At 71.7% G+C, this 1,207-nt stretch carries 1 pseudogene; it reads right to left on the bottom strand.

Annotated features, from left to right (window positions below):
- Positions 1-1,207 (bottom strand): annotated as a pseudogene (locus tag ABZY11_RS44610) (ISL3 family transposase); the annotation flags it as partial.

Raw genomic sequence — 1,207 nt, forward strand, 5'->3', positions numbered from 1 at the left:
GTTCCAGGCCGTTGCAGAAGCTGTGCAGGTGGGGCAGGCCGGCCACACGGGCGGCGCTGATCCACTTGGTGAGCCGGGTGTCGTTGCCCTTCGACGGGGTCAGCAGCTGGGCGAACTCTGCGACGAGTCGGGCGAGTTCGGCCATCTCGGGGCATGCGGTGGTGAGGGTCGACAGGAGGGCGGTGTCCTTGGTCCACAGGTGTTCGGGGTGAGTGAGCAGGAGCCGGGTCGCGTGGGGTGGTTACCGGCCGGTTGCCTTCGGCTCGTCCCTGGGTGAGGTAGCGGACCAGGAGGTTGTGGCTGCCGGTACAGCCCTGGGCTTTGATCTCGCGGAACAGTTGCGTGACGGTCACCGCGGGCTCGGCCGCGCGCCGGGTGCGCAGGTGCTCGCGGTAGGGGTCGGCCAGGGTGGGCCGGTAGCGGGGGGTGATGCGTTCGGCCGACGGCTCGGGGATGCGGGAATAGCGCTTGACGGTGTTCAGGGCCAGGTTCAGGCGGCGGGAGCATTCCAGGAGTCCGACACCCTGGCCGAGGAGGTCGTGGACCTTGCGCCGGCGCTCGCGGGTGGTCTGCTCGTGGACCCCGCCGGGGCGGGGCGCATTGACGGTGGCCCAGCAGGGGGCGTGGGCCCGCACTTCGGCCAGGACCTTGTTGCACAGATTCCGCCACAGGTGCCATCGGTCGCTGGCCTGCACCGCGTCGGGCAGCGCCCGACGGATCGCCTCGGCGTGGGTGGCCGACCCGTCCCGGCACACGACCTCGACGCCGGGATGCGTGCGCAGCCAGGCTTCCAGCCCGGCGGCCTCACGGTCGGGCAGCACGTCGATGCGCGCCTGTTTCGGCGTCGATGATGATCGTGGCGTACCGGTGTCGGCGGCGCAGGGCGAAGTCGTCGACCCCGACCACTCGCGGGGTCCGTGCCGCTGGTACGGGGATGCGCCGCAGCAGCCGCAGGGCGGTGGCGAACGACACGGGCGCGGCCAGCGACCGTGTGAGCCGGGCGGCCGCCCGGCCGCATAACTCCTTCACCACCGCGGAGACCTGGCCGGTCAGACGCGTGGTGCGGCGCTGGAGACGCTCCGGCAGCCCGGGGACCTGTTCACGGAAGGTCTGCCGCCGGCATCCCAGGACCGGGCAGACCAAGCGTCGTACCTGGACGTGGATCACGACCTTTCGGCCGTCGACCGGCACATCCGCCACGGTCCGG

Origin of the sequence: Streptomyces sp. NPDC006510 (genome assembly GCF_040611955.1) — a bacterium.
Taxonomy (GTDB): Bacteria; Actinomycetota; Actinomycetes; order Streptomycetales; family Streptomycetaceae; genus Streptomyces.